This is a genomic window from Algoriphagus sp. (assembly GCF_024642405.1).
Lineage (GTDB): Bacteria > Bacteroidota > Bacteroidia > Cytophagales > Cyclobacteriaceae > Algoriphagus.
On the sequence record NZ_JAHEBC010000168.1, the window covers coordinates 1 to 540 of the forward strand.

Below are 540 nucleotides of genomic sequence, written 5' to 3' on the forward strand. Positions count from 1 at the left end.
TCCTTTGATTTTTTTTTGAATTGATGTTTGAGATTCCTGGTAAACAAAATGTTTTGTGTCTTTGACAAGAATAACTGAAAGTAGAAGTCCAATTATAGATGCTGCAATTCCTATGAAAAATGGATAGGGGGTTATCCCAAAATTTTCTGCAAGAATTGCCGAAAAATAGGCACTGATTCCCAAAGATAAATACCCGGCAAACTCGTTCATTCCCATCGCCAAGCCTCGCTCTTTTTCACCTACCAAGTCAATTTTCATTATGACAGTGCTTCCCCAAGTTAGTCCTTGGCTTATTCCTAGGAGTATATTAGCAACTACTACAATAGACCAGCTGCTTGCAAAAATTAATAAAAAGGGGACAGGTAAAGCCAAAATCCAACCCAAGATTAAAAGGTTTTTTCTTCCAAAATCATTGGCAAATTTTCCTGTGAAGTAATTCGTGAATGCTTTCGCTAAGCCAAATGCGGCAATAAAGGATAAAAAGGCTGAATTGGAGTCTAAATAAAAAACCTCAGAAGCATATTGAGGGAATATTGATCG

The 540-nt window shown here is 36.7% G+C and carries 1 protein-coding gene; it reads right to left on the reverse strand.

Going from position 1 to position 540, the window contains the following annotated elements; translation table 11 throughout:
* On the reverse strand, window positions 1–540 hold a 540-nt coding region (locus Q0L68_RS12770; RefSeq protein ID WP_296703739.1), incomplete at both ends, for an MFS transporter.